We start from the raw sequence: 19,159 nt of genomic DNA on the forward strand, positions 1-19,159 counted from the left end.
AAATGATTGACTTTTAAATTTTAAAGGTTTATACTGAAAAGCGAAAACGGTAGGTGAGGCTACCATAGGGATACGGATGACTACCGCAAAGCAGTGGAGACACTACTCGTTGGTCAACAGTCCTGGTCGCGAAGGCCAAGACTAAGCTCATTACATTGCCCTATGGAGTTAAAGCTTGAACGAAAAACAGATAATTAGTTTTTTAATCCTGCCATTTTATGGTGGGATTTTCTACTGTTTAAATCAAAGAAAGGAGATAGACGATGCAAATTGACGATCATCCGGAACCGCACATACACAGCCAATCGCTGATTTGTGTCGTTCTGCCCTTATAAAGTGATTGGTCTCTGTGTATGAAACACATCATTCATACAGATAGGAGAAACCAATGAAAACTACAAAAGAAAGATTAGCAACAGCTATTCATACATCTTTAAACGAAACTCTCTCTTTTTATAAGACAAGTCTAACAGGCTTGACTGAGGAGCAGGTGGAGAAAAATCGTGACCGATATGGCGAAAATACTATCACAAAGGGTCAAGAAGACAGTATCCTCAAAAAGATTTACGAATCCATTATCAATCCTTTTACAATCATCTTACTGGTCATCGCCGTAATTTCCTTGGTGACCAATGTCTGGTTGGCAAAACCAGGTCAAGAAGATCCGACGACTTCTATTATCATCGTTGTCCTAGTCCTCATTTCTGGTGGCATACGCTTTGTCCAAGAACTCCGTAGTGATAAGGCTGCGACCAATCTATCAAAAATGATTGTCAACACAGCGACTGTCATTCGTCAAGGAGAAATCCAAGAAGTACCTATCGATGATTTGGTAGTGGGTGACGTGGTTAAATTAAGCGCTGGAGACATGATTCCAGCAGATCTTCTTTTATTTGAGTCGCGCGATTTCTTTGTACAACAGTCGGGCTTGACAGGTGAAAGTGAATCGGTTGAAAAATTGGCCTTGACCAAGGCAACAGTTCAACAATCTGATAGTCTGCTAGAAGCAGAAGCGCTCACCTTTATGGGAACCAATGTCTTATCTGGTAGTGCCAAGGCCGTGATTTTAGCAGTTGGCGATGATACCATGATGGGGGCCATTGAGCAGACTTTGAACACCTATGACGAGCCTACTTCGTTTGAGCGGGAGATGAATAGTATTTCTTGGCTCCTGATTCGCTTGATGTTGGTCATGGTTCCCATCGTGTTTCTTTCTAATGGCTTGACAGATGGAGATTGGTTAGAAGCTGGCGTATTTGCTTTGAGTGTTGGTGTCGGATTAACACCTGAGATGCTTCCTATGATTATCACGGCCAGTCTAGCAAAAGGCTCCATTATCATGGCCAAGGAAAAAGTGGTTATCAAGAAACTCAATGCCATACAGGACTTAGGGGCGATTGATATCTTGTGTACGGATAAAACCGGAACCCTCACTCAAGACGAAATTGTTCTTGAATATCCTTTGGATATACATGGAGATTTGGATTTGACCGTCTTGAGACGAGCTTATCTCAATTCTTATTTTCAAACGGGCTTGAAAAATTTGATGGACAGAGCCATCATCAAACGGACTGAAAAGGAAGCAAAAGAACACACCCTCTTGCAAAATCTGGCTCAAACTTTTCAAAAAATAGATGAGCTTCCCTTTGATTTTGAACGTAGACGGATGAGTGTTATCGTTAAGGATGAACACGGAGTGGTTAGTTTGGTAACCAAGGGGGCCCTAGAGGAAATGTTGACGATTTCCAGTCATGCGGAATACCATGGAGTGATTACTTCATTGACAGATGCTATTAGAGAAGAAATTTTAGCGGAAGTCCGACAACTAAATCAACAAGGTTTGCGTGTCTTGGGAGTGGCCTATAAGTCAGGTTTGAGGGAAGGTCATGCCTATACAGTTGATGATGAAGGGGATATGATTCTAACTGGTTATTTAGCCTTCCTAGATCCTCCTAAACCATCTGCAGCACCAGCAATTAAGGCTCTGTTAGAACATGGGGTTCAAACAAAGATTTTGACGGGAGACAACGAAAAAGTTACCCAAGCAGTCTGTGAAAAGGTTGGTTTGGATATCAATCAGATGCTGTTAGGATCTGAAATTGATCAGATGAGTAATCAAGAATTGGCTCAAGCCGTGGAGGAGGTAACAGTCTTTGCCAAACTTTCTCCTGACCAAAAAGCAAGGATTATTTTGCAATTTAAGGCTAATGGTCATGCTGTAGGTTATATGGGGGATGGAATCAATGACGCTCCTTCTATGAAGGTTGCAGATGTGGGGATTTCTGTTGATACAGCAGTAGATATTGCCAAAGAAACAGCTGATGTTATCCTACTTGATAAGGATCTCATGGTGCTGGAAAAAGGACTTGTTGAAGGTCGTAAGGTATATGCCAATATGACTAAATATATCAAAATGACAGTGAGTTCTAATTTTGGGAATATCTTATCCCTATTGGTCTCTGGCATCTTTTTGCCATTTTTACCAATGGCACCAGTCCATTTGATTATCCTAAATCTAGTCTATGATTTGTCTTGTATTGCCTTGCCTTTTGACAAGGTGGATAAAGATTTTTTGAGAAATCCGCATACCTGGGAAGCTAAGTCCATCACACGTTTCATGGTTTGGATGGGGCCTATTTCTTCTGCCTTTGATATTTTGACCTTTATTTTGCTCTATTTTATCATTGTACCCATGACGACAGGTCAAGCCTATGTCCATGGAGCGGAGTCTGCCGTAGGATTTATTGTCTTGTTTCAGACAGGTTGGTTTATCGAGTCCATGTGGTCACAGACCATGGTTATTCATATGTTGCGTTCAGCCAAAATTCCCTTTTTACAAAGTCGTCCAGCTTGGCTAGTCCTTGTGACAACCTTATTGGCTGCAGCCTTTGTGACCTTCCTTCCCTATAGTCCACTAGCTAGTCTTCTCCATCTAACTCCTTTAAAATCGATTTATTTCATCTTTTTACTTTTCATCATTATTTTGTATATGATTAGCGTGACAATTGTGAAAAAAATCTATATTAAGAAATATAAAGAATGGCTGTAAATTTTATTTTGTCAAGAAAAAAGTACGAAAATGACGAAAAAAGTCAAAAAAATTTAAAAATAGGTCGCAAGTCGGATGTTTTTTATGGTATAATAGACTAAACTGATAGTAACATGTAGCGAAAGGGGTAGGTACATGATTAAAATTTATACAGTCTCAAGTTGTACTAGCTGTAAAAAAGCAAAAACCTGGCTCAATGCCCACCAGTTAAGTTATAAAGAACAAAACCTTGGTAAAGAAGGAATTACGAGAGAAGAATTACTGGATATTCTAACCAAAACAGATAACGGAATAGCCAGCATCGTTTCGTCTAAAAATCGCTATGCCAAAGCCCTTGGAGTGGATATTGAAGATTTGAGTGTCAACGAAGTCCTCAATCTGATTATGGAAACACCGAGAATTTTAAAGAGCCCAATCCTTGTAGATGAAAAACGCCTGCAAGTTGGCTATAAGGAAGATGATATTCGTGCCTTCCTACCACGCTCTGTCCGTAATGTAGAAAATGCAGAAGCACGTTTGCGTGCAGCTCTATAAACATCAAGGCTGGGAGCAACTCCCAGTCTTATTTTAATTTAAAAAAGAAAGAAGAAAGAAATGAAAAAAATAGTTCTTGTTAGTCTAGCTTTCCTTTTTGTCCTAGTTGGTTGCGGACAGAAAAAAGAAACTGGAACAGCTACAAAAACAGAAAAGGATACGCTTCAGTCGGCATTGCCAGTTATTGAGAATGCTGAGAAGAATACAGTTGTGACCAAGACTTTGGTCTTGCCCAAGTCAGATGATGGTAGCCAGCAAACCCAAACCATTACATACAAGGACAAGACTTTTTTGAGCTTAACGATTCAACAAAAACGTCCAGTTTCTGATGAGTTGAAGACTTATATCGACCAACATGGGGTGGAAGAAACTCAAAAAGCTCTTCTCGAGGCAGAGGAGAAGGATGAGGCTATCATAGAAGCTCGTAAATTAGCAGGATTTAAGCTTGAAACCAAACTATTGAGCGCAACAGAACTTCAAACAACGACTAGTTTTGATTTTCAAGTTTTGGATGTCAAGAAGGCTTCTCAGTTAGAATATTTGAAGAACATTGGTTTAGAAAATCTCTTGAAGAATGAACCAAGCAAATATATTTCAGACAGATTGGCAAATGGCGCGACAGAACAATAGAAAATCCAAATAAATAGACTGCCTGAATTGTAGAACGTAAGGAATTATGCTATAATGGTACTATTCTAAGGAAAGAGGGTGTTAGAATGGGATTTACTGAAGAAACAGTACGTTTTAAATTGGACGATTCCAATAAAAAAGAAATTAGCGAAACTCTGACTGATGTTTATGCTTCGTTGAACGATAAGGGCTACAACCCGATTAACCAAATCGTAGGTTACGTATTGAGTGGAGACCCTGCCTACGTTCCTCGTTATAATAATGCACGAAATCAAATCCGTAAGTATGAGCGCGATGAAATCGTTGAAGAATTGGTCCGCTACTACCTTAAAGGACAAGGAGTCGATCTATAACCTATGAGAATTATGGGATTGGACGTCGGTTCAAAAACGGTAGGGGTAGCCATTAGCGATCCGCTTGGTTTTACAGCTCAAGGACTTGAAATCATCCAAATCAATGAGGAGCAAGGTCAATTTGGTTTTGACCGCGTTAAGGAGTTGGTTGATACTTACAAGGTGGAACGATTTGTAGTGGGCTTGCCTAAAAACATGAACAATACAAGCGGACCGCGCGTGGAAGCTAGTCAAGCCTACGGAGCAAAGCTAGAAGAGCTTTTTGGTTTACCAGTAGACTATCAAGATGAACGCTTGACAACAGTTGCCGCAGAGCGCATGTTGATTGAACAAGCAGATATTAGTCGCAATAAGCGCAAGAAAGTCATTGATAAGTTAGCAGCTCAGCTGATTTTACAAAATTATTTAGATAGAAAATTTTAATACAAAGGAGAGGCTATGTCACACGATCATAACCACGACCACGAAGAACGTGAATTAATTACACTAGTAGATGAGCAAGGAAATGAAACCTTGTTTGAAATCCTTTTGACGATTGACGGAAAAGAAGAATTTGGTAAAAACTATGTTCTTCTAGTACCAGTTAACGCAGAAGAAGACGAAGACGGACAAGTTGAAATCCAAGCTTACTCATTCATCGAAAACGAAGATGGAACAGAAGGCGAATTGCAACCAATTCCAGAAGACTCAGAAGACGAATGGAACATGATTGAAGAAGTCTTCAACAGCTTTATGGAGGAGTAAACACGTCCAGTGGACGTGTTTAGCCCTGCGCTAGAAATTAGAAACGCAGGCACATCCAGGGGATGTTTTTAGCCCAGTTCCTTAAAATAAGAGAGAACTGGTGTGTTCAGTGAACATTTTTACCCTGACGCTAAAAATAAAGACCGTAAGTAAGTCTGGGAGACTGTATCAGCCCAACTCCTAGAAATTAGAAGAGTTGAAATATTTGGGGAGAATTTTACCCCACGTTAATATCCATAGTTGCTAGTGATTAGCTAACCAGGTAAGAGGTCGGGACGAAAATCCTGACCTCATTTTTGTTATCTACGGAATTTTGCTAGATAATTGATTAGACTTTTGTCAAGGAGATGTATATGTTTGAAGTAGAAGAATGGCTCCATAGTCGGATTGGTTTGAATTTTCGATCAGGTTTGAGCCGAATGCAGCAAGCGGTGGATTTGTTAGGAAATCCCGAGATGTCTTACCCTATTATCCACGTCACTGGGACTAATGGGAAAGGTTCTACCATTGCTTTTATGAGGGAGTTATTTATGGGGCATGGCAAAAAAGTTGCGACCTTTACCTCCCCTCATATCGTCTCCATCAATGACCGAATCTGCATTAATGGAGAACCTATAGCAGACTCAGACTTTATCCGTTTAGCTGAGCAGGTCAAGGAGATGGAAAAAACACTTCTGCAAACTCATGACCAGTTGTCCTTTTTTGAATTGCTGACCTTGATTGCTTTTCTTTATTTTAGAGAGCAAGAGGTGGATTTGGTTTTATTAGAAGTGGGAATTGGTGGCTTACTTGACACAACCAATGTGGTAATTGGAGAGATTGCTGTCATCACCTCCATCGGACTTGACCATCAGGAGACTCTGGGTGACAGTATAGCAGAAATTGCAGAGCAGAAAGCTGGTATTTTTAAGGCTGGTAAAAAGGCAGTGATTGCTAAGTTGCCTTCAGAAGCTAGGCTTGTTTGTCAGAAAAAAACAGACTCTTTAGCTGTTGACCTTTATCAGGCAGGTCAGGATTTTTCAATGCTGAATGGGGATTTTTCAAGCTCTTTGGCTTACCTTTCACAGTTGAAAATAGGTTTGGAAGGAGCTTATCAGCAGGAAAATGCGGCCTTGGCGTTGCAAACGTTTCTTCTTTTTATGGGAGAAAGAAAGGAAGCTGTTGATGAACAGGTTGTAAGACAGGCTTTGGAGAAGACCCATTGGGCTGGGCGTTTGGAGCGTATTCGTCCTCAGATTTACTTGGACGGTGCTCATAACCTTCCTGCCTTGACTCGCTTGGTTGAGTTTATTAAAGAAAAAGAGCAGGAAGGTTATCGTCCTCAAATCCTATTTGGAGCCTTGAAACGGAAGGATTATCAAGGGATGTTGGCTTATCTGACTGAAAAATTGCCTCAGGTGGAACTCAAGGTGACGGGCTTTGACTATCAAGGTTCTTTGGATGAAACAGATGTAACAGGTTACGATATAGTTCCTTCTTACCGAGAATTTATTAGCAATTTTGAAGCAAGAGCAGATGCCCAGGATTTGTTGTTCGTTACAGGTTCTCTCTATTTTATCTCAGAAGTACGGGGCTACTTGCTGGTCCATGAGCAGATGAATTGACCTCCTTTTTTGAACTTGTTATACTAGGAAAACTACTAGTTAGAAGGAAAAAATTCTGTAAATTGGTAGCAGAAAGGAAATTCATCATGAAATTAAAAAGATTCACACTTTCTCTTGCTTCTCTAGCAAGTCTTAGTCTCTTAGTAGCTTGTTCACAAAGAATTCAACAAGTTCAACAACCAGTAGTTCAATCGCAAACACAACAAACTCAGCAATCACAACCTGCTGCTTCCTCTTCTACAGAAAATAGTAACCAGGCAACGACAAGTTCTTCACAAAATGTGCCTGAGGCTCAACCAACCAATATTGATGGAACTTACACTGGCCAGGACGAAGGAGACCGTATCACTTTAGTGGTAACTGGAACAACTGGTACATGGACACAGGTGGAAACTGATGGGGAACAAGAAATCAAGCAGGTTAGCTTTGATGCCGCTAATCAACGCATGATTATTGGGGATGATGTCAAGATTTATGCAATCAATGGAAATCAGATGATTATAGACGATATGGATAGAGAAGCGTCTGATCGCATTGTTTTATCAAAATAGACTAGAAGGAGACTGGTTTTGTCAGTCTCTTTTGCTTTTACTCAGAAAAATGATTATAAATACTTGCCTTCTATCGAATACATGAGTTATACTAGTATCAATTACCTGTTTTTAGCATTCATACTCTTCGAAAATCTCTTCAAACCACGTCAGCTTCCATCTGCAACCTCAAAACAGTGTTTTGAGCAACCTGCGGCTAGCTTCCTAGTTTGCTCTTTGCTTTTCATTGAGTATCAAAATATCAAGGAGGGGATATGAAATATAGAAAATTTCAATTATTAATGTCCAAGTATGGCTTTAGTCTTTCGATTATGCTGCTTGAACTTTCTCTTGTTTTTGGTCTCTTTCTTTACTTAGGGCGTATGGCTCCTATTCTGTGGGTTATTCTCTTAATCTTTATGAGTATGGCGACTATCGTAGCGATTGTCAATCGCTCAATGGCGCCTGATAGTAAAGTGATGTGGTTAGTGGTGACTTTTGTTCCTGTCATTGGTCCCTTGCTCTATCTGATGTTTGGTGAAAGGCGATTGTCCAAAAAAGAAATCAAGCAGTTGGACAAACTTGGTTCTATGCATTTTCGGGAGGATAACAGTAAAGCTCTCCGCCAGAAATTGAAGGAAGATGATAAGGCGGCTTACGGAGTTATCAAATCTTTACTAAGTATGGATAGCAATGCCGATGTCTATGATCGAACAGATTCACAATTCTTTTCTTCGGGTGAGAGCATGTGGCAACATATGCTAGAAGACCTCAAGAAAGCTGAGAAATTTATCTTTCTAGAGTACTATATTGTCGAAGAAGGTCTAATGTGGAATAGCATACTAGATATACTAGAGCAAAAGGCAGCTCAGGGTGTAGAGGTCAAGATGCTCTATGATGATATCGGCTGTATGGCGACTTTGCCTGGAGACTATACTGTTCAGCTTCGTAGTCGAGGAATTGAAGCCCATAAGTTTAACAAGGTGATTCCTCGTTTGACGGTAGCTTATAATAATCGGGATCATCGGAAAATCCTTGTCATAGATGGTCAGATAGCCTATACAGGAGGGATTAACTTAGCCGATGAGTACATCAATCATGTAGAACGCTTTGGTTATTGGAAGGATAGTGGGATTCGCTTAGATGGTCCTGGTGTCAAGGCTCTAACCCGTCTCTTTTTGATGACCTGGTACATCAATCGTGGGGAAATTAGTGATTTTGACCAGTATCACTTGGAAAATCAACCTTGTTCTAGCCAAGGACTCTGCATTCCATATGGGAGTGGACCCAAGCCCATCTTCCGTACTCAGGTAGGGAAAAAAGTCTATCAAAGTTTAATTAATCAAGCCACTGATTCAGTCTACATCACAACTCCCTATTTGATTATTGACTACGACTTGACAGAGAGTATTAAAAATGCAGCTATGAGGGGTGTTGATGTCCGCATTGTGACACCTTTCATTCCGGATAAAAAATTAATCCAACTCATCACAAGAGGAGCCTATTCGGATTTGTTATCAGCAGGAGTAAGAATTTTTGAGTATAGTCCAGGCTTCATTCACAGTAAACAAATCTTAGTGGACAAGGACTTTGCTGCAGTTGGAACCATTAACTTAGATTACAGAAGTTTGCTTCACCACTATGAAAATGCAGTTTTGCTATATAAAACGGCATCAATCACGGAGGTTCAAAAAGATTTTGAGGAGATTTTTTCAGTATCGCAAGAAATTTTTGCTCATACGATAAAAAATAGCTGGTACCAAAAATTGATTAAGGAAATTGCCCAGTTATTTGCCCCTATCTTATAAGAAATCTAGGACTTAGGACACAAGCCAGTCCTATTTTTCTTGTCTTTTACGAATAAGAAGATGTAGGAGGAAAGATGCTAACTCAGAAAGAATTGAACTATATCACGATATTTAAACAGACACATTTACACCGATTTCGAGAAATTGAAACCTTTGTGAAACTATGCAAAAAATCACTCAAACAGCCATCACAAGCTGACAATTCTAGGTCTTTTTGATATACTAAGACAGATAAATTGAATAGGAGAAACGACATGGCTGTATATGGCAGAATCGAAGAAGTATCCGAAACGATACAGAGTAATGAAATTGAAAATAGATTGGATAGGAACCTTGAATCTCATGTAGAAAAAGAAGAACAGGTAGCTTTTCCGTTTTTCAGACTCATCATTGGAAGTACGATTGCAACGGTTTTTTCTGTGGTGATACCTTTACTTTTAGATATGGTAAGTCCTTCTCAGGCTCAGGATTTGTATATAGGGTGGGCTTTACATCAGGGAGGACAGCTCTACAGTAGCTATTATGCTAGTCACGGTCTTATTTATTACTTGCTACTTTACATCACCCAAGGAGGCATCCTTTTTGCCTTGGTAGAATGGCTAGCCCTCTTAGGAGGAGGTTATTTCCTCTTTTCTTCAACTGACTATCTGACGGGACAAAGGGAACAAGCCAAGCAACTCCTAACCATATTTTATATTTTGGTATCCGGTCTCGGTTTTGGAGGAGGATATGCTACGATTTTAGCTCTGCCATTCCTGTTTGAAGGATTTTCATTCATAGCAGCTTATCTATCAAATCCTAACCATGACAAGGGGTTTCTACGTCTGGGAATTTTCTTGGCTCTATCATTTTTCATAGAGCCTCTTACAAGTCTTCTCTTTATTGCAGTAGTAACGATCGGTTTATTTGTCTTTAATGTTGGGCATGGCCGCCTTGCTCATGGAGTTTATCAGTTTTTTGCAGCAGCACTTGGCTTTTCTCTCATCTTTTACCCAGTAGGATATTATGTTCTTGCTTCAGGTGGTTTTGGAGAAGCTCTAGGAAGTCTTTTATATCCGATTGATTCCCTTCAGGTCTTTACCAATCCTCAACTAATGGATAATGTTGTATTCTATGGTTTGTTGACCTTTGGTTTAGGAGCTCTCTTCCTTGTTTTTCTAGGCTTGTTCCAATCAAAGGCATCAAGATTATATGTTATTTCAGTACCAGCTAGTTTTGCTTTCTTATTTGTATTAGCCTTGTTGCTTTTTTCTCAAGAACCTCTTCACGGTTCGCGTTTGATTCTAATCATTCCATTTTTACTCCTTCTTTTGATGACCAGTATTCGTGGGAAACATTCAGCTAGGGGAGCTCGCCGTAGTAGAAGAGAAGAAGTTCCTACTTTATGGAAAAAATTCATGAAGGGGAATCTCTACCTACCGATACTAGTGGTGGTTTATCTGATTGCTATTCCTTTTGTGGCTCGTTTTGTCTTGCATCCAGCTTCTTATAGAGAACAACATCAAGTGGTAGATAGAGTCAAACAAGAGACGAGTGATGGTGACCAAATCTATATCTGGGATTCTCATGTTCAGATGTATAAAGAAAGCCAGCGTTTGGCTGGGTCTACGCTCCCATCACCTCTTCTTTATATGAATACAGAAGAAAATAAAACTTCCATGATTAATGACTTGAAAGAAAACCAACCTAAGTTAATTGTGGTGAACGACAAGGTGGTTCTCTGGTCTGAAGTAGAAACAATCTTGAAAGAAAATTACCAACAAGTAAAGACTGATTACTCAGAGTTTAAAGTCTATAAAATTAAATAAATAAATCAATATCTTGTGTATTTTTAAAAATTTTAGGATTTTTACCACAAGATATTGATTTTTATTTTTTTAGTGATATAATACTTTTTAGATATAACATTTTAGAAAAGAGCATGTATATGATTGCACTAGAAGAAAAAATTACAACTTTACCAACTCTCTTCGTCGAGAAACGAGATGGGAGACGTGTTGTATTTGATGTGGACAAGATTGACAAGGCTCTCCACAAGGCGGCAGACAAGGTTATGGATGTGACACCCTTGGTCGAAAAACGCCTCAATGCTCTGACCGAGCGAATTGTCACAGAAATTCATAGTCGCTTTCCACAGGGGGTTAAGATTTACGAAATTCAAAATATCGTAGAACATGAACTCCTTGAAGCCAAAGAATATGCGCTAGCTGAGGAGTATATTACTTATCGGACACAAAGGGATTTTGAGCGTTCAAAAGCGACTGATATCAATTTTAGCATCCATAAACTTCTCAACAAAGACCAGGCCGTTGTCAATGAAAATGCTAATAAAGACAGCGATGTCTTTAATACCCAGCGTGATTTGACGGCCGGGATTGTTGGAAAGTCAATCGGACTGCAAATGCTTCCTAAGCACGTAGCCAATGCCCACCAAAAGGGGGATATCCACTATCACGATTTGGATTATAGCCCCTACACACCGATGACCAACTGCTGTTTGATTGATTTCAAGGGTATGTTGGAAAATGGTTTTAAGATTGGAAATGCAGAGGTAGAAAGCCCCAAGTCTATCCAGACTGCAACAGCTCAGATTTCGCAAATCATCGCCAACGTTGCTTCTAGCCAGTACGGTGGCTGTTCAGCTGACCGTATAGATGAAGTTTTGGCGCCTTATGCAGAGAAGAATTATCAAAAACACCTCAAGGATGCGGAAGAATGGGTCTTACCTGACAAACGGGAAGATTACGCTTGGAAGAAAACCCAAAAAGACATCTACGATGCCATGCAATCTCTTGAGTATGAAATCAATACTCTCTTCACTTCAAATGGACAAACACCTTTTACTTCGCTAGGTTTTGGTCTGGGAACCAATCGTTTTGAGCGTGAAATTCAAAAAGCTATCTTGAACATCCGAATCAAGGGCCTTGGTTCAGAACATCGAACAGCCATCTTCCCTAAACTCATCTTTACTCTGAAACGAGGTCTCAATTTAGAGGAAGGAACTCTAAACTACGACATCAAGCAGTTGGCTCTAGAGTGTGCAACCAAGCGGATGTATCCAGACGTCTTGTCTTATGATAAGGTTGTTGACTTGACAGGCTCCTTCAAGGTTCCTATGGGTTGCCGTTCGTTCCTTCAAGGATGGAAGGATGAAAATGGTGTAGAAGTCAATTCAGGCCGTATGAATCTGGGTGTTGTGACGGTTAACTTACCTCGTATTGCTCTTGAATCTGAAGGTGATATGAATAAGTTCTGGGAAATCTTCAACGAGCGGATGAACATTGCAGAAGATGCTCTGGTTTACCGTGTCGAACGAACTAAAGAAGCGACGCCAGCCAATGCTCCTATCCTTTATCAATACGGTGCTTTTGGCCATCGTCTAGGTAAAGAAGAAAGTGTTGACCAGCTCTTTAAGAATCGTCGAGCGACAGTTTCGCTGGGCTATATCGGCTTGTATGAAGTAGCGACAGTTTTCTTTGGTAACAGCTGGGAAAGTAATCCAGATGCTAAGGAATTCACGCTGGATATCATTCGCGATATGAAACGCCGTGTAGAAGAGTGGTCAGACCAATACGGTTATCATTTCTCTATCTACTCAACACCGTCTGAAAGTTTGACAGACCGTTTCTGTCGACTAGATACAGACAAGTTTGGTTCTATTCCTGATATTACAGATAAGGAATACTATACCAACTCTTTCCACTACGATGTTCGTAAAAATCCAACACCGTTTGAAAAATTGGACTTTGAGAAAGTCTATCCAGAAGCAGGTGCGTCGGGTGGTTTCATCCATTATTGTGAGTATCCAGTTCTCCAGCAAAATCCAAAGGCCTTGGAAGCTGTGTGGGATTATGCCTATGACCGCGTGGGTTATCTTGGGACCAATACTCCAATTGACCGTTGCTATAAGTGTGACTTTGAGGGGGATTTTGAGCCAACTGAGAGAGGATTTGCTTGTCCAAACTGTGGCAATAGTGACCCTAAAACAGTAGATGTTGTTAAACGGACTTGTGGCTATCTAGGCAATCCTCAAGCAAGACCTATGGTCAACGGCCGTCACAAGGAAATCGCTGCGCGTGTCAAACATATGAATGGCTCAACGATTAAAATGGCTGGTCATCAAGTAACAAATTAGAAAGAAATGAAATGGGAAAATATCAATTAGACGATAAGGGGCGCGCACAAGTAACCCGTTATCACGAGAAACACTCTAAAGGTGGAGCTGGTAAAAAAGAACGTTTGCTTAACCTCAGAGAACAATTTTTAAACAAGAACAAGGAAAAATAAAAGTGAGAGTCAGCTCTCGCTTTTCTCTTAGTAGGAGGTAAGGATGGAATTACGCAGACCAAGATTAGCAGATAAAGAGACAGTTTTAGAGATGATGGCAGAGTTTAAAAGGTCCCAGTCACCTCACGACGGTGGTTTCTGGGATACAGAGAACTTTGTGTATGAAGAATGGTTGGAAACAAATATGCAAAAAGAAATGGGAATAAACTTGCATGAAAATCGTGTTCCTTCTATTCAATTTGTATCATTTGATGATGTAGGTCATGCTCTAGGATTTTTGAATCTGCGATTGAGCCTGAATGAGGATTTACTGAAATATGCTGGCCACATTGGCTACTCCATTCGTCCATCAGAAAGAGGTAAAGGTTATGCTAAGGAAACTCTCCGTCAGGGCTTGCAAGTTGCTAAGGAAAAGAACATTAAACGAGCTTTAGTGACTTGTAGCACAGAAAATCCAGCAAGCCGAGCTGTTATCTTAGCTAATGGTGGGGAGTTGGAGGATGTTCGAAACGGAACGGAGCGCTATTGGATAGACTTGGAGTAGACAGCATGACATGGAATACACCAAAACCTGGTGAATGGAAAAGCGAGGAGCTTAGTAAAGGGCGGATTATTGATTACAAGGCCTTTAACTTTGTCGATGGAGAAGGCGTGCGCAACTCCCTCTATGTCGCAGGCTGTATGTTCCACTGCGAGGGGTGCTATAATGTTGCGACTTGGTCTTTCAATGCAGGCATTCCTTATACAGCAGAGTTAGAAGAACAGATTATGGCAGATCTTGCCCAGCACTATGTTCAAGGCTTGACCTTACTGGGAGGGGAGCCATTCCTCAATACGGGCATTCTCTTGCCTCTCGTTAAACGCATTCGTAAGGAATTGCCAGATAAAGACATCTGGTCCTGGACGGGATATACTTGGGAAGAAATGATGTTGGAAACTCCAGATAAACTGGAACTCTTATCATTGATTGACATTCTTGTCGACGGACGATACGATCGAACTAAGAGAAATCTCATGCTCCAGTTTCGAGGTTCGTCCAATCAACGTATCATCGATGTGCAAAAATCTCTCAAAAGTGGGCAAGTAGTGATTTGGGATAAACTCAATGACGGGAAAGAAAGCTATGAACAGGTGAAGAGAGAGTAACTTTCTTCTATGAAAATACTTAAATAAATGACCTGTCAAAAAGGAAAACATTTTCATGTTAAAAATTTTAAAAAACAGCAACAAATCCCTTGCAATCGCAGGGGATTTGTGTTATTCTATTATGGTGCTGTAAATTACAGCCTTAGCTTTGATGCAAGAGGTTGCGACACGCTCGGTTGCATTGCCACGCAACACCGCGTCGGTTTTCTTGTGGAGCTAGCCTATTATCTTAAATAGACGAAAAGGAGAAAAAGATGGCAAACAAAAAAATCCGTATCCGTTTGAAAGCTTACGAACACCGTACGCTTGACACAGCGGCTGCAAAAATCGTAGAATCAGCTACTCGTACAGGTGCACAAGTTGCGGGTCCAATCCCACTTCCAACTGAACGTAGCCTCTACACAATCATTCGTGCGACTCACAAATACAAAGACTCTCGCGAACAATTTGAAATGCGTACACACAAACGTTTGATCGATATCGTTAACCCAACTCAAAAAACAGTTGATGCTTTGATGAAATTGGATCTTCCAAGTGGTGTAAACGTAGAAATCAAACTTTAATCTAAAGCTTGATATCTTGAGCATAAAAAACGCTCGTTAAAAACTTTTTGAATAAAAATATAGAAAAGGAACTATTTTCTCATGACAAAAGGAATCTTAGGGAAAAAAGTGGGAATGACTCAAATCTTCACTGAAGCTGGCGAATTGATCCCTGTAACAGTTATTGAAGCAACTCCAAACGTTGTTCTTCAAGTTAAAACTGTTGAAACAGACGGATACAACGCTATCCAAGTTGGTTTCGATGACAAACGCGAAGTATTGAGCAACAAACCTGCTAAAGGACATGTAGCGAAAGCTAACACGGCTCCTAAGCGCTTCATTCGTGAATTCAAAAACGTTGAAGGCTTGGAAGTTGGTGCTGAAATCACAGTTGAAACATTCGCAGCTGGAGATGTTGTTGACGTAACTGGTACTTCTAAAGGTAAAGGTTTCCAAGGTGTTATCAAGCGCCACGGACAATCACGTGGACCAATGGCTCACGGTTCTCGTTACCACCGTCGTCCAGGTTCTATGGGACCTGTTGCACCTAACCGCGTATTCAAAGGTAAAAACCTTGCAGGACGTATGGGTGGCGACCGCGTAACAATTCAAAACCTTGAAGTTGTACAAGTTGTTCCAGAAAAGAACGTTATCCTTATCAAAGGTAACGTACCAGGTGCTAAGAAATCTCTTATCACTATCAAGTCAGCAGTTAAAGCTGGTAAATAATAAGGAAAGGGGAATACAGTCAAAATGGCAAATGTAACATTATTCGACCAAACTGGTAAACAAGCGGGCGAAGTTGTTCTTAACGATGCAATCTTTGGTATCGAACCAAACCAATCTGTTGTGTTTGATGTGATCATCAGCCAACGTGCTAGCCTTCGTCAAGGAACTCACGCAGTTAAAAACCGCTCAGCTGTTTCAGGTGGCGGACGCAAACCATGGCGTCAAAAAGGAACTGGACGTGCTCGTCAAGGTTCTATCCGCTCTCCACAATGGCGTGGTGGTGGAATCGTCTTCGGACCAACTCCACGTAGCTATGCGTACAAACTTCCTCAAAAAGTTCGTCGCCTTGCACTTAAATCTGTTTACTCAGAAAAAGTTGCTGAAAATAAATTTGTAGCCGTTGATTCTCTTGAATTTACAGCTCCAAAAACTGCTGAATTTGCAAAAGTTCTTGCAGCTTTGAGCATCGATTCTAAAGTCCTTGTTATTCTTGAAGAAGGAAACGAATTCGCAGCTCTCTCAGCTCGTAACCTTCCAAACGTGAAAGTTGCGACTGCTACAACTGCAAGTGTTCTTGACATCGCAAATAGTGACAAACTTCTTGTTACTCAAGCAGCTATCTCTAAAATCGAGGAGGTTCTTGCATAATGAATTTGTATGATGTTATCAAAAAACCTGTAATCACTGAAAGCTCAATGGCTCAACTTGAAGCAGGCAAATATGTATTTGAAGTTGACACTCGTGCACACAAACTTTTGATCAAGCAAGCTGTTGAAGCTGCTTTCGAAGGTGTTAAAGTTGCTAATGTTAACACAATCAACGTAAAACCAAAAGCTAAACGTGTTGGACGTTACACTGGTTTTACTAACAAAACTAAAAAAGCTATCATCACACTTACAGCTGATTCTAAAGCAATCGAGTTGTTTGCTGCTGAAGCTGAATAATCTAAGGAGGAAATATCGTGGGAATTCGTGTTTATAAACCAACAACAAACGGTCGCCGTAATATGACTTCTTTGGATTTCGCTGAAATCACAACAAGCACTCCTGAAAAATCATTGCTTGTTGCATTGAAGAGCAAGGCTGGTCGTAACAACAACGGTCGTATCACAGTTCGTCACCAAGGTGGTGGACACAAACGTTTCTACCGTTTGGTTGACTTCAAACGTAACAAAGACAACGTTGAAGCAGTTGTTAAAACAATCGAGTACGATCCAAACCGTTCTGCAAACATCGCTCTTGTACACTACACTGACGGTGTGAAAGCATACATCATCGCTCCAAAAGGTCTTGAAGTTGGTCAACGTATCGTTTCAGGGCCAGAAGCAGATATCAAAGTCGGAAACGCTCTTCCACTTGCTAACATCCCAGTTGGTACTTTGATCCACAACATCGAGTTGAAACCAGGTCGTGGTGGTGAATTGGTACGTGCTGCTGGTGCATCTGCTCAAGTATTGGGTTCTGAAGGTAAATACGTTCTTGTTCGTCTTCAATCAGGTGAAGTTCGTATGATTCTTGGAACTTGCCGTGCTACAGTTGGTGTTGTCGGAAACGAACAACATGGACTTGTAAACCTTGGTAAAGCAGGACGTAGCCGTTGGAAAGGTATCCGCCCAACAGTTCGTGGTTCTGTAATGAACCCTAACGATCACCCACACGGTGGTGGTGAAGGTAAAGCACCAGTTGGTCGTAAAGCACCATCTACTCCATGGGGCAAACCTGCTCTTGGTCTTAAAACTCGTAACAAGAAAGCGAAATCTGACAAACTTATCGTTCGTCGTCGCAACGAGAAATAATATTAAACTAGTCGCTTAAGCAACTAGTAAATCCGCCAGCTCGGTAGCGCTCCATAGGAGCGCAAGCCGCTGTGGTACAACATTTAAAGGAGAAAATATAAAAATGGGACGCAGTCTTAAAAAAGGACCTTTCGTCGATGAGCATTTGATGAAAAAAGTTGAAGCTCAAGCTAACGACGAAAAGAAAAAAGTTATTAAAACTTGGTCACGTCGTTCAACGATCTTCCCAAGTTTCATTGGTTACACTATTGCAGTTTATGACGGACGTAAACACGTACCTGTTTACATCCAAGAAGACATGGTAGGTCACAAACTTGGTGAATTTGCACCGACTCGTACTTACAAAGGTCACGCTGCAGACGACAAGAAAACACGTAGAAAATAAGGAGAACATAAATGGCAGAAATTACTTCAGCTAAAGCAATGGCTCGTACAGTACGTGTTTCACCTCGTAAATCACGTCTTGTTCTTGATAACATCCGTGGTAAAAGCGTAGCCGATGCAATCGCAATCTTGACATTCACTCCAAACAAAGCCGCTGAAATCATCTTGAAAGTTTTGAACTCAGCTGTAGCTAACGCTGAAAACAACTTTGGTTTGGATAAAGCTAACTTGGTAGTATCTGAAGCATTCGCAAACGAAGGACCAACTATGAAACGTTTCCGTCCACGTGCGAAAGGTTCAGCTTCACCAATCAACAAACGTACAGCTCACATCACTGTAGCTGTTGCAGAAAAATAAGGAGGTAAAATCGTGGGTCAAAAAGTACATCCAATTGGTATGCGTGTCGGCATCATCCGTGATTGGGATGCCAAATGGTATGCTGAAAAAGAATACGCGGATTACCTTCATGAAGATCTTGCAATCCGTAAATTCGTTCAAAAAGAACTTGCTGACGCAGCAGTTTCAACTATCGAAATCGAACGCGCAGTAAACAAAGTTAACGTTTCACTTCACACTGCTAAACCAGGTATGGTTATCGGTAAAGGTGGTGCTAACGTTGATGCACTCCGTGCAAAACTTAACAAATTGACTGGAAAACAAGTACACATCAACATCATCGAAATCAAACAACCTGATTTGGATGCTCACCTTGTAGGTGAAGGAATTGCTCGTCAATTGGAGCAACGTGTTGCTTTCCGTCGTGCACAAAAACAAGCAATCCAACGTGCAATGCGTGCTGGAGCTAAAGGAATCAAAACTCAAGTATCAGGTCGTTTGAACGGTGCAGATATCGCCCGTGCTGAAGGATACTCTGAAGGAACTGTTCCACTTCACACACTTCGTGCAGATATCGATTACGCTTGGGAAGAAGCAGATACTACATACGGTAAACTTGGTGTTAAAGTATGGATCTACCGTGGTGAAGTTCTTCCAGCTCGCAAAAACACTAAAGGAGGTAAATAAC

Annotated in this window: 22 protein-coding genes and 1 riboswitch; all 22 genes read left to right on the forward strand. The window is 40.8% G+C overall.

Annotated features, from left to right (window positions below):
• Positions 1–43: 43 nt before the first annotated feature.
• Positions 44–194: riboswitch (M-box (ykoK) riboswitch) on the forward strand.
• Between the two features lie 194 nt (positions 195–388).
• The 22 genes from mgtA (at position 389) to rpsC (ending at position 19,158) form a co-directional block, all read left to right on the forward strand.
• A complete protein-coding gene (gene mgtA / locus FQT24_RS08810; protein ID WP_143952770.1) occupies positions 389–3,049 on the forward strand; it encodes a magnesium-translocating P-type ATPase in 2,661 nt (886 codons plus the stop codon).
• 135 nt (positions 3,050–3,184) lie between these two features.
• Positions 3,185–3,583: a transcriptional regulator Spx gene (spx, locus tag FQT24_RS08820; protein ID WP_000591165.1), complete on the forward strand. Its 399-nt coding sequence runs from the start codon at positions 3,185–3,187 to the stop codon at positions 3,581–3,583.
• A 60-nt stretch (positions 3,584–3,643) separates the two neighbouring features.
• Entirely contained in the window at positions 3,644–4,213 is a 570-nt protein-coding gene (locus FQT24_RS08825) for an SP0191 family lipoprotein (protein WP_000725153.1), read from the forward strand.
• An 86-nt stretch (positions 4,214–4,299) separates the two neighbouring features.
• Positions 4,300–4,566 carry an IreB family regulatory phosphoprotein gene (locus FQT24_RS08830; RefSeq protein ID WP_000507059.1) on the forward strand — a complete coding sequence of 89 codons (267 nt, stop codon included), beginning with the start codon at positions 4,300–4,302 and terminating at the stop codon, positions 4,564–4,566.
• A gap of 3 nt (positions 4,567–4,569) precedes the next feature.
• Entirely contained in the window at positions 4,570–4,989 is a 420-nt protein-coding gene (ruvX, locus tag FQT24_RS08835) for a Holliday junction resolvase RuvX (RefSeq protein ID WP_004239076.1), read from the forward strand.
• Between the two features lie 15 nt (positions 4,990–5,004).
• Positions 5,005–5,310: a DUF1292 domain-containing protein gene (locus FQT24_RS08840; protein WP_000017620.1), complete on the forward strand. Its 306-nt coding sequence runs from the start codon at positions 5,005–5,007 to the stop codon at positions 5,308–5,310.
• A gap of 353 nt (positions 5,311–5,663) precedes the next feature.
• Positions 5,664–6,914, forward strand: coding sequence for a folylpolyglutamate synthase/dihydrofolate synthase family protein (locus FQT24_RS08845; RefSeq protein WP_143952771.1), 1,251 nt, complete (start codon positions 5,664–5,666; stop codon positions 6,912–6,914).
• Positions 6,915–7,000: 86 nt separating this feature from the next.
• Positions 7,001–7,465, forward strand: a complete 465-nt coding sequence (locus FQT24_RS08850) for an SP_0198 family lipoprotein (RefSeq protein ID WP_143952772.1) — start codon at positions 7,001–7,003, stop codon at positions 7,463–7,465.
• Positions 7,466–7,719: 254 nt separating this feature from the next.
• Positions 7,720–9,252, forward strand: a complete 1,533-nt coding sequence (gene cls / locus FQT24_RS08855; protein ID WP_143952773.1) for a cardiolipin synthase — start codon at positions 7,720–7,722, stop codon at positions 9,250–9,252.
• A 254-nt stretch (positions 9,253–9,506) separates the two neighbouring features.
• Positions 9,507–11,060 (forward strand): damage-inducible protein CinA, encoded by a 1,554-nt coding sequence (locus FQT24_RS08865; protein WP_143952775.1) that lies wholly within the window; start codon positions 9,507–9,509, stop codon positions 11,058–11,060.
• 119 nt (positions 11,061–11,179) lie between these two features.
• Positions 11,180–13,387 carry an anaerobic ribonucleoside-triphosphate reductase gene (gene nrdD / locus FQT24_RS08870; RefSeq protein WP_185952565.1) on the forward strand — a complete coding sequence of 736 codons (2,208 nt, stop codon included), beginning with the start codon at positions 11,180–11,182 and terminating at the stop codon, positions 13,385–13,387.
• An 11-nt stretch (positions 13,388–13,398) separates the two neighbouring features.
• Complete coding sequence (locus FQT24_RS08875; RefSeq protein ID WP_143952777.1) at positions 13,399–13,539, forward strand: hypothetical protein; 141 nt, start codon at positions 13,399–13,401, stop codon at positions 13,537–13,539.
• A 43-nt stretch (positions 13,540–13,582) separates the two neighbouring features.
• Complete coding sequence (locus tag FQT24_RS08880) at positions 13,583–14,083, forward strand: GNAT family N-acetyltransferase (protein WP_143952778.1); 501 nt, start codon at positions 13,583–13,585, stop codon at positions 14,081–14,083.
• A gap of 5 nt (positions 14,084–14,088) precedes the next feature.
• Positions 14,089–14,685 carry an anaerobic ribonucleoside-triphosphate reductase activating protein gene (gene nrdG, locus FQT24_RS08885; protein ID WP_143952779.1) on the forward strand — a complete coding sequence of 199 codons (597 nt, stop codon included), beginning with the start codon at positions 14,089–14,091 and terminating at the stop codon, positions 14,683–14,685.
• Between the two features lie 254 nt (positions 14,686–14,939).
• The gene (rpsJ, locus tag FQT24_RS08890; protein ID WP_001284513.1) at positions 14,940–15,248 is read left to right on the forward strand and encodes a 30S ribosomal protein S10; all 309 of its coding nucleotides are present in this window, start codon (positions 14,940–14,942) and stop codon (positions 15,246–15,248) included.
• An 81-nt stretch (positions 15,249–15,329) separates the two neighbouring features.
• Entirely contained in the window at positions 15,330–15,956 is a 627-nt protein-coding gene (gene rplC / locus FQT24_RS08895; protein WP_000160197.1) for a 50S ribosomal protein L3, read from the forward strand.
• Between the two features lie 24 nt (positions 15,957–15,980).
• A complete protein-coding gene (rplD, locus tag FQT24_RS08900; RefSeq protein WP_000024549.1) occupies positions 15,981–16,604 on the forward strand; it encodes a 50S ribosomal protein L4 in 624 nt (207 codons plus the stop codon).
• Positions 16,604–16,900 (forward strand): 50S ribosomal protein L23, encoded by a 297-nt coding sequence (locus tag FQT24_RS08905; protein WP_001055347.1) that lies wholly within the window; start codon positions 16,604–16,606, stop codon positions 16,898–16,900. The genes rplD and FQT24_RS08905 overlap by 1 nt, the downstream gene beginning before the upstream one ends.
• Positions 16,901–16,917: 17 nt before the next feature.
• Positions 16,918–17,751: a 50S ribosomal protein L2 gene (rplB, locus tag FQT24_RS08910; protein WP_000512911.1), complete on the forward strand. Its 834-nt coding sequence runs from the start codon at positions 16,918–16,920 to the stop codon at positions 17,749–17,751.
• Positions 17,752–17,854: 103 nt separating this feature from the next.
• Entirely contained in the window at positions 17,855–18,136 is a 282-nt protein-coding gene (gene rpsS, locus FQT24_RS08915; RefSeq protein WP_000533766.1) for a 30S ribosomal protein S19, read from the forward strand.
• A gap of 11 nt (positions 18,137–18,147) precedes the next feature.
• A complete protein-coding gene (rplV, locus tag FQT24_RS08920) occupies positions 18,148–18,492 on the forward strand; it encodes a 50S ribosomal protein L22 (protein ID WP_000818137.1) in 345 nt (114 codons plus the stop codon).
• 12 nt (positions 18,493–18,504) lie between these two features.
• Positions 18,505–19,158, forward strand: coding sequence for a 30S ribosomal protein S3 (rpsC, locus tag FQT24_RS08925; protein ID WP_000529936.1), 654 nt, complete (start codon positions 18,505–18,507; stop codon positions 19,156–19,158).
• Position 19,159 lies beyond the last annotated feature (1 nt).

This window comes from Streptococcus mitis, from assembly GCF_901542415.1.
GTDB classification, from domain to species: domain Bacteria; phylum Bacillota; class Bacilli; order Lactobacillales; family Streptococcaceae; genus Streptococcus; species Streptococcus mitis_BL.

Bases quoted from the DNA above. Each gene is read 5' to 3' on its own strand.
- mgtA (WP_143952770.1), top strand. From the start codon at position 389: ATGAAAACTACAAAAGAAAGATTAGCAACAGCTATTCATACATCTTTA.
- spx (WP_000591165.1), top strand. From the start codon at position 3,185: ATGATTAAAATTTATACAGTCTCAAGTTGTACTAGCTGTAAAAAAGCA.
- FQT24_RS08825 (WP_000725153.1), top strand. From the start codon at position 3,644: ATGAAAAAAATAGTTCTTGTTAGTCTAGCTTTCCTTTTTGTCCTAGTT.
- FQT24_RS08830 (WP_000507059.1), top strand. From the start codon at position 4,300: ATGGGATTTACTGAAGAAACAGTACGTTTTAAATTGGACGATTCCAAT.
- ruvX (WP_004239076.1), top strand. From the start codon at position 4,570: ATGAGAATTATGGGATTGGACGTCGGTTCAAAAACGGTAGGGGTAGCC.
- FQT24_RS08840 (WP_000017620.1), top strand. From the start codon at position 5,005: ATGTCACACGATCATAACCACGACCACGAAGAACGTGAATTAATTACA.
- FQT24_RS08845 (WP_143952771.1), top strand. From the start codon at position 5,664: ATGTTTGAAGTAGAAGAATGGCTCCATAGTCGGATTGGTTTGAATTTT.
- FQT24_RS08850 (WP_143952772.1), top strand. From the start codon at position 7,001: ATGAAATTAAAAAGATTCACACTTTCTCTTGCTTCTCTAGCAAGTCTT.
- cls (WP_143952773.1), top strand. From the start codon at position 7,720: ATGAAATATAGAAAATTTCAATTATTAATGTCCAAGTATGGCTTTAGT.
- FQT24_RS08865 (WP_143952775.1), top strand. From the start codon at position 9,507: ATGGCTGTATATGGCAGAATCGAAGAAGTATCCGAAACGATACAGAGT.
- nrdD (WP_185952565.1), top strand. From the start codon at position 11,180: ATGATTGCACTAGAAGAAAAAATTACAACTTTACCAACTCTCTTCGTC.
- FQT24_RS08875 (WP_143952777.1), top strand. From the start codon at position 13,399: ATGGGAAAATATCAATTAGACGATAAGGGGCGCGCACAAGTAACCCGT.
- FQT24_RS08880 (WP_143952778.1), top strand. From the start codon at position 13,583: ATGGAATTACGCAGACCAAGATTAGCAGATAAAGAGACAGTTTTAGAG.
- nrdG (WP_143952779.1), top strand. From the start codon at position 14,089: ATGACATGGAATACACCAAAACCTGGTGAATGGAAAAGCGAGGAGCTT.
- rpsJ (WP_001284513.1), top strand. From the start codon at position 14,940: ATGGCAAACAAAAAAATCCGTATCCGTTTGAAAGCTTACGAACACCGT.
- rplC (WP_000160197.1), top strand. From the start codon at position 15,330: ATGACAAAAGGAATCTTAGGGAAAAAAGTGGGAATGACTCAAATCTTC.
- rplD (WP_000024549.1), top strand. From the start codon at position 15,981: ATGGCAAATGTAACATTATTCGACCAAACTGGTAAACAAGCGGGCGAA.
- FQT24_RS08905 (WP_001055347.1), top strand. From the start codon at position 16,604: ATGAATTTGTATGATGTTATCAAAAAACCTGTAATCACTGAAAGCTCA.
- rpsS (WP_000533766.1), top strand. From the start codon at position 17,855: ATGGGACGCAGTCTTAAAAAAGGACCTTTCGTCGATGAGCATTTGATG.
- rplV (WP_000818137.1), top strand. From the start codon at position 18,148: ATGGCAGAAATTACTTCAGCTAAAGCAATGGCTCGTACAGTACGTGTT.